The organism is Streptomyces sp. SD15, assembly GCF_054462255.1.
Window position 1 is genome coordinate 1 of the sequence record NZ_JBTLMO010000169.1, and the last position, 518, is coordinate 518.

At 70.7% G+C, this 518-nt stretch carries 2 protein-coding genes; one reads left to right on the forward strand and one right to left on the reverse strand.

The window, feature by feature from the left end; genetic code table 11:
- Positions 1–326: Ig-like domain repeat protein (locus ACX28W_RS44045; RefSeq protein WP_459005714.1), on the reverse strand; the 326-nt coding region annotated here is incomplete at its 3' end.
- Here ACX28W_RS44045 and ACX28W_RS44050 point away from each other — a divergent pair.
- Positions 208–462 carry a hypothetical protein gene (locus ACX28W_RS44050; RefSeq protein ID WP_459005715.1) on the forward strand — a complete coding sequence of 85 codons (255 nt, stop codon included), beginning with the start codon at positions 208–210 and terminating at the stop codon, positions 460–462. The genes ACX28W_RS44045 and ACX28W_RS44050 overlap by 119 nt on opposite strands.
- Positions 463–518 lie beyond the last annotated feature (56 nt).

Here is a 518-nt window from a genome sequence, read left to right on the forward strand (position 1 = left end):
GTGCCCGCACCCGGCGCCACCGGCGCCACGGTGGCAGTGAAACTCACCGACTGCCCCACCACCGACGGATCCGGCGACGAAACGACGGTGGTGCTGGTCCCGGCCGCGCTCACCGTCTGGGTGTCCGTGCCGGTCGAGGGGGCGAAGTTGCTGTCCCCACCGTAGGTGGCCGTCACCGTGAACGGGCTGCCCGTGGTGGTCGTGTAGGTGTGGGTCACCGTCGCGGTACCGCCGGCGACCGGCACCGTCACCGTCGCGCTGCCGTCACCGAAGTCGAAGGTGACCGTGCCCGTCGGCGTGCCCGCACCCGGCGCCACCGGCGCCACGGTCGCCGTGAAGCTCACCGACTGCCCCACCACCGACGGATCCGGCGACGAAACCACCGTGGTGCTGGTCCCAGCAGCGCTCACCGTCTGGGTGTCCGTGCCGGTCGAGGAGACGAAGTTGCTGTCACCGCCGTAGGAGGCGCTGATGGTGAACGGACTGCCGGTTGTCGTGGTGTAGGTGTGGGTCACCGT